The organism is Lactobacillus delbrueckii subsp. bulgaricus, assembly GCF_046938665.1.
Classification (GTDB): Bacteria; Bacillota; Bacilli; order Lactobacillales; family Lactobacillaceae; genus Lactobacillus; species Lactobacillus delbrueckii_C.
This window is the reverse complement of sequence record NZ_JBKZCD010000022.1, coordinates 24,902-32,008: the sequence shown is the minus strand read 5'-3', so window position 1 is coordinate 32,008 and position 7,107 is coordinate 24,902. Positions and strand designations below refer to the sequence as shown.

Genomic DNA, 7,107 nt, shown 5'->3' with positions numbered 1-7,107 from the left:
TGCCTGGATCTGCAAGCTGGATCACGTTCGTGAAGCTATCCCATTCCCAAGAATGATCAACAGAATGCAGCCGTAATATTTATATACGAAAAATAGCTTGGAGAAAATCAATCTCCAAGCTATTTCTTTGCTGTTATTATGCTCTATACCCTTATGCTTTCGGGCAAGATTCCCGGTAAACGAGTTTTGTTGGGAAAGTGACCTTGTAAGTGCCGGCTTCATCATCATCCAGCAGGTCTTTCATGACCTTGACGCTGGCCCGGCCCATCTGCTGGGTTTCAACATGTACGCTGGTCAAAGCCGGGTTGGCAAATTCTGCCGCGGTCGTGTCGTTAAAGGAAATCAGACTGACCTCTTCTGGGACTTTGATCCCGGCCTCTTTAAAGGCCTTTAGGGCACCGATGGCCATGGCATCATTGGCCGCGATCAGGGCTTCCGGGAAGGATCCGGACTTAAGTGCTTCTTTAATGGCTTCATAGCCAGACTGAGGGGTGAAGTTTCCAACATAGACTAAGTCCGGGTCGTACTGGCCGCGGGCCGCGAGGCTCTTCTTATAATCGCGGAAGCGGAAGTCGACCAGGTTGTTTTTATCAAAATTACTGTCCAAATCACCATCCAAAAGGGCGATCCGCTCCTTGCCCTGCCCCCAGAAGACCTCTAGCGCCTCCTGCATGGCCTGGCCAAAGTCAGCCACAACTGAGCAGTAGCCCAATTTCAAGGTGTCAGTATCGACAAAGACCAAAGGCAGGCCAGACTTTTTGACTTCATTCAAGCGGTCTGGCGAATACTGCTGGTAGCCGATCATGATGATCCCGCTTAAAGCAGCTGGATCGGGCAAAGGATCAGCCGGATAAATGACCTGGCTTTCAAGTCCCTGCTTCTTGGCCTCTGCTTGTGCGCTTGTTCTGATTGAATAGTAATAGAGGTCCTTGATCTCCTGGTCTTGGTCACACCACAGGCAGATCGCCAGGCGCTTTTGCTTGCTCTTTCTGGTCTTCCGGCTCTTATGGTAGTGCATGGCTTCAGCAGTTTCAAATATCTTCTGCCGGGTTGCCTCATTGACTGACAGGGTCTGGTCATAGTTCAAGACCCGGGAAACCGTCGCTGGCGACACGCCGGCTGCCTTGGCCACTTCTCTGATCGTTGCCATCTTCCTCACTCGCTTTGCTTTTACTAAAATTTCATCCTGTTAAGTCAATTGTAGCATTTATTTTAGTAAAAGGGGCTGAATCACCAGGCGGAGCTGACGGGCTTTTTGGGCATCCAGGCAGAATTCCGGGTGGACCTTCTGCCCCCAGGAGTCATCCCCGCCGACTCCCATCTGAGCGCTTAAGGCTCTGACCCAAGTGTAATTGTTAGTCAGTTCAAAAGCGTGATCAGCGGCTTCAATTTGGGCGGCAGAATATGGCAAAGCAGACAAGTTCAAGTCTGCCCCATTGGCCGTAAATTCCAAGCCGCCCTTTTTATCGAAGAGCTGGTACCAGCGGACCTGGCTCCGGTTGCCGGCTTCTTGCGGACGAAGGTACGGAGTAAAGTTCTTTTTAACTGCTCCCTGGTAGAGGCCCAGGTAATTACCTTCCAAGCGGTCTGGGTAGCTCTCATTAGGTCCCAAACCATAGTAGCGGTAATCGGTCAGTTCTTTTGGCAGGGCCAGGTTCAAGCCAAAGGCTGGCAAGAGTCCGGCTTCTTCCGCGCCTGGGAAGTCAGCTGTTACAGCAATCTTTCCCTGTCCATCGACTTCATAGGTCACGGTTAAATCACCCTTTAAGGCGACAGGCAACGTAAAGGCAGTCTTGACCAAAACGGAGTCTTCCTTGATCTCGTAGCTGATGGCTTTCAAGCGGGCATACTTGCCGGCATTTTCCCACCGGGCCAGGTCATAGCCGTAACCAGCTCCCCGGTCGTTGTCCGTCAGGGCCCGCCAGAAGGTAAATTCCGGCAGCCGCTTCAAGTATTCCCTACCGGCATACTTGAGGGAAACCGGCCAGCCCTTGGCCTTGGAGAAGAGAATTTGGAAGTTATTTCCTTTCAGGCCCAGGTTGAAGTCGGAATCAACTAAGTCTGGCCGCCCTTCCGGCTTAAATTCCGGCAGCTTTTGAGCTGCTTCTTCTGCTTCAGCCACAGTGAAGCCCTCATCCGCCCAAGGCAGGTCTTCTTTTAAGTGGGCCGTTACCTGGTAGACGACCTCCCCTTTTTCATCAGCGACTTCCGGCCAAGGCAGGGCAAAGGTCCCGGATTCGCCAGGCTCCAGGCCAAAGGTCAATGGCCGGCTCTGGTAGGTCAATTTGCCATCGACCAAAAGACTAGTCAAGAAGTAGTAAGATGAGCTGTTGGTAAATAAATTGTCGTTTTTGAGGAAGAGCTGCCCGTCTTTTACTTCTAACTTAAGGTTGGCGTAAAGGGCCTTGACGTTGGCCAGTTTCGGCGATTCAGTCCGGTCAGCAAAGACCAGGCCGTCCCCGCAGAATTCATAGTCGGTTGGCCGGTCATCGAAGTCGCCCCCGTAAAGGAGGTGGCCGTCTTTTTCCAGTCCTTGGTCGATCCAGTCCCAGATGAAGCCGCCCTGGTAGTGGGGGTATTTTTCCAGGGCCGTGTAGGCGGCCAGGTCACCGACGGAGTTGCCCATGGCGTGAGCGTATTCAACTGAGATAAATGGCTTGGCTGGTTTATTGGTCAAGTATTCTTCAATCACCTTGGCCGGAGCATACATCCGGCTTTCAATCTGGGTGGCGTCGTCAAACTTCCGGTTATGGGTCACACCTTCATAGTGCTGAACCCGGGTCGGATCAGCCTTCCGGACGTAATCAGCCATTTGGGCAAAGACAGTGCCGGCGTAAGACTCATTGCCTAAAGACCAGATCAGGATTGAAGCATGGTTCTTGTCCCGGGCCATCATGTTCTTCACCCGGGATAAGCTGGCCCCCAGCCAATGCTGGTCATCGCCTGGAACATTGAAGCTAGGATCTTCGTGGCCGACCTTTTCCCAGGTGCCGTGGCTTTCCAGGTTAGCTTCATCAATGACATAGAGGCCATACTTGTCACAGAGCCGGTAAAAGAGAGACTGGTTCGGGTAGTGAGAGCAGCGGACAGCATTGATGTTGCTTCGCTTCATGGCCTTGATGTCCCAGATCATATCCTCTTCCGTGATGGCCCGGCCCAACTTGCTGTCAAATTCGTGCCGGTTGACCCCCTTGAAGACGATCCGCTGGCCATTAAGGTACATGATCCCGTCTTTTAGTTCAAAGTTGCGGAAACCCACTTCCTGCCGGCTAACCTCTAAGAGGCTGCCTGCCTGGTATAAATACAGGCGGACCTGGTAAAGGTTAGGCTTTTCCGCGCTCCAGGCAGCGACAGGCAAATCAGCCAGAGTGAATTCCAGCTGCTCGCTTCTGATTGGACCCAGCTTTTCAGCAACCAAGTCGCCTCTACTGTCCCGCAATTCCAGCTTAAAGCTGGCATTTGGCAAGCGGTAGGCAATATTGGCTGCGACTTCCAGCTTTCCTTTTTGGTAGTTATCAGTCAAGCTGGCCGTAAGCTTAAGGTCCTCCAAGTGCAGAAGCGGCTTAGCTTCCAGGGTCACTGATCTAAAGATCCCAGACAAGCGCCAGAAGTCCTGGTCTTCCAGCCAGGAGGCGGAAGAATACTTGTAGAGAGCCACTGCCAGGCGGTTATTTTCTTTCTTGAGGAACTTGGTAACCATAAACTCGCTTGGGGTAAAGGAGTCTTCCCCGTAGCCGACGAAGTGGCCGTTCAGCCAGACATAGATGGCGGTTGCCGCCCCGGCAAACTTCAAGCTGACTTCCTTGTCCCAGAAAGCTTCATCCAGGTCAAAGTATCTGACATAAGAAGCGAGCGGATTTTTGCTTGGAACTTGGGGCGGGAAGATCTCCTCGCTGCCGTCCCAGGGATATTGGATATTGACATACTGGGGCTGGCCAAAGCCTTGCAGTTCCAGGTTGCCGGGTACTTTGACTGACTTAAAATTGCTGTCGTCAAAGCCTTCTTCATAGAAGTTGACTGGCCCCTGGCCGTTTTCAGCGTAGTCGACTAGCCAGTCCCCATCCAAGGACTGAACCAGGCTGGACTTACCCTCCTCCAGCTCTTCCAGGCTTTGGAAGGACTCATGATCTGAGTGCGGGGGAATTGTATTGACTGCATAGACTTCCGGGTCAGTCAGCCAGGCCTGGTCTGCCTGGTCAACTCTTTTTTCATTAACTAGCTTATTGCTCATTTTCTATTTCTTCCCTTCTAACTTAAATACATCGTCCAGAGCCTTGACGTTGTGGCCGATCGGCAAGAGCAGCTGGCTATCGGCGAAAGTTTCGCTGTTGATCACGGTCACGACTACCGTGTCGTCCAGCTTGGCCTGCTTGATGACCGGGTCCCAGAATTCCAGGATTTCCTGGCCAGCTTCAACTTGGCTGCCCTCTTCAACATAGCTGACAAAGCCGGTCCCGTTTAACTTGACCGTGCCCAGGCCAATATGAATCAAGACCAAGACCCCATGTTCATTTTCCAGGACGATCGAGTGCCGGGTCTTAGCCAGCTGGCGGACAGTGCCGGCAAATGGCGCGTAGACCTTACCGTCTGCTGGCACCAGGGCAAAGCCGTCGCCTAACTTTTTGCCAGCAAAGACCGGATCGTCAACCATGTCCAGGTTCATTAATTGCCCGGAGACTGGGCTGGCCAAAGTGAAGCTTTCAGCTTGCGCCGGCTTTTGGGCATGGCTTTGGCCGAATTGGGCTTCCAGCTGGTCGACGATTTCCGCGTGCTTTTCTTCGGTTAAGAGAACTTTTTTCGCGAAAATCAAAACGGCAATCAAGAGCATGGTTGCTGGAAAGGCAAACATGGCGAGCTTAAAGACCATCTGACCATGAGCGGTAATTGTTGATGCAGTTGCCCCAGTGGTCATGCCGGCAGTTACGGCAATCAAGGAAACAAACCAGTTGGACAAGGCCCCGCCTAATTTGTCGACCAATGGCCGGACAGACAGGGTCAAGGCTTCGTCTCTGTGGCCTGTTTTCAGCTGGCCGTATTCAACGGCGTCAGAGATGATCATCAAAACGACCAGGAAAGCCAGAGGCTGAGGAATAAAGAAGAGTTCCGCCCCGATTAATGATAAAGCCAGAGAACCGCTGGCCACGGAGAAGACCCCGATCCCTAACAGCATCACCGCGATGCAGGCGTAGAAGAGGCGCTTTCTGTTGAACTTCTTGGCCAGTGATGGGAAGAAGGATACAGAGATTAAACCGACAAAGGTGTTGATGGTGTACAAGAGGCTATAGCCGTGGGCATCGCCTAAGATGTATGAGAAGTAGTACAGCTGCAGAGCGTTTAAAGTGTTGACGCCCAAACCGTAGAACCAGTAGGCAAAGGCCAACCAGAGGAGCTGGTCATTTTGTCCCAGAACCTTGAAGACCTGCTTCAAGGTCGTTTTTTCCTTGCTCTCCCGGAGGGCTGACTTGACTTCATGAGTCCCCAGACCAACGGCGATTGAGGTCAAGATGCCGACAATGGCCACAATCAAGGCAAAGAAGAACCAGCCTTGCTTGTCCCCGTTGGGGTTGGCCTTGCTGGCCGAGAAGAAGAGAACGATTGGAGTGATGACTACCCCGACCAGGTTGGCCCCGATGGTAGAGCCGACTCTGGCGAAGGTTGAAGTCTTCTCTCTTTCCCGGGAATCCAGGGACAAGGCCGGGATCATGGCCCAGAAGCCAGTGTCTTTAAATGAGTAGAAGACGTCCATGATTAAGTAAACAAAGCCAAAGATTACTAAGTAAACAATGGGGTTGCTTTGGTTAAGGCCGCCAAAGTCGGTAAAGAGGGCTAAGAGGGCTAATGAGCTGATGATCCCCCCGCCCACGACCCAAGGCTTGAACTTCCCCCACCGGCTTTCGGTCCGGTCGATGGCGTTACCGATCAAGGGGTCGATTAGGACTTCCCCGATCCGGATGGCGGCGATCAAGTTGGTGATAATAAAGATCATCTTGTGGTCACCGGCATTAAAGAGGTGAGTGGTGACGAAAACGATAAAGTAGGTTGACAGTGTCGCGTAGAAGACGTCGTTGCCAAAGGCACCGGCCGCGTACGACAAGCGTGAGACAAGCTTTTTCTTCATGATTTTCTCCCTTCCGAGTGCTTAACTTGTTTACGCTTACAGTATAGACTTGTTTACTAAACAAATCAAGATGTTTTACCAAAATATTTTTAGTAAACAAAAAACGACTCTTTTTGCAAAGAGTCGTTTCCTGCTATTTACTTGTCTGCCTAAATTCTTTACTGATGATGCTTATCTCTTACTTCTTCCAGTTCAAGTCACTGTTTTGATCAGCTTCAGTGATTTCCCGGATAACCCGGCAAGGATTGCCAGCGGCTACGGAGTTGGCCGGGATGTCTTTAACGACGACGCTGCCGGCGCCGATGACGGAGTTGTCACCGATTGAGACGCCAGGCACCACCCGGACTCCCCCGCCAATCCAGACATTGTTGCCAACAGTAATCGGGTAGGCATATTCCAGGCCGGTATTTCTTCTGGCCGCGTCCAGCGGGTGGCCGGAGGTGTAGAAGCCGCAGTCAGGGCCGATGAAGACATTGTCGCCAAAGGTCACTCCCCCAGCATCCAGAACGGTCAAGTTATGGTTGGCGTAGAAGTTGTCGCCGACCTTGATATTCCAGCCATAGTCGCACCAGAAGTTAGGTTCAATATGGCAGTTTTCCCCGCTTTGGCCCAGGATTTCCTTTAAGAGTTCCTTCTTTTCAGCCCCAGCCGTCAGTTGGTTGTAGCGGAGGCACTTGGCCTTGCAGGCCGTCAGTTCCGTCACCAGTTCTTCGTCTTGGCCAGGATTATAGACCTGGCCAGCCAGCATTTTTTCTTTCTCAGTCATCATTTCTTCCCTCCAGTTCCTGCCAAATCTTTTTGACAGAAGCAAGCAGCAGATAAGCTGAATAGATGAACATCAAGGTAAAGAGTACCCGGAAAAGGAAATTACCCGGGTCCAGCCACAAGTTACCGTAGACCACCATACTAAACACGGCGTAGAAAAACTGGCAAAAATTTAGAAGTTGCTCTTTCATCTTCCTTACCTCGTTCTGAATGCTTTTTAACCA

At 51.7% G+C, this 7,107-nt stretch carries 5 protein-coding genes; all 5 read right to left on the bottom strand.

Annotated features, from left to right (window positions below; translation table 11 throughout):
• Positions 1-151: 151 nt before the first annotated feature.
• The 5 genes from ACLUXO_RS08220 to ACLUXO_RS08200 all read right to left on the bottom strand — a co-directional run bounded on the left by ACLUXO_RS08220 (position 152) and on the right by ACLUXO_RS08200 (position 7,074).
• Entirely contained in the window at positions 152-1,159 is a 1,008-nt protein-coding gene (locus tag ACLUXO_RS08220) for a LacI family DNA-binding transcriptional regulator (protein ID WP_412137133.1), read from the bottom strand.
• A 48-nt stretch (positions 1,160-1,207) separates the two neighbouring features.
• On the bottom strand, positions 1,208-4,231 hold the full coding sequence (gene lacZ / locus ACLUXO_RS08215) for a beta-galactosidase, LacZ type (protein ID WP_412137132.1): 3,024 nt from the start codon (positions 4,229-4,231) through the stop codon (positions 1,208-1,210).
• 3 nt (positions 4,232-4,234) lie between these two features.
• Positions 4,235-6,118, bottom strand: a complete 1,884-nt coding sequence (locus ACLUXO_RS08210) for a PTS sugar transporter subunit IIA (protein ID WP_412137131.1) — start codon at positions 6,116-6,118, stop codon at positions 4,235-4,237.
• Between the two features lie 178 nt (positions 6,119-6,296).
• Positions 6,297-6,887, bottom strand: a complete 591-nt coding sequence (locus ACLUXO_RS08205) for a sugar O-acetyltransferase (RefSeq protein ID WP_412137130.1) — start codon at positions 6,885-6,887, stop codon at positions 6,297-6,299.
• The gene (locus tag ACLUXO_RS08200; protein WP_412137129.1) at positions 6,877-7,074 is read right to left on the bottom strand and encodes a hypothetical protein; all 198 of its coding nucleotides are present in this window, start codon (positions 7,072-7,074) and stop codon (positions 6,877-6,879) included. The genes ACLUXO_RS08205 and ACLUXO_RS08200 overlap by 11 nt, the downstream gene beginning before the upstream one ends.
• Between the last annotated feature and the right edge of the window lie 33 nt (positions 7,075-7,107).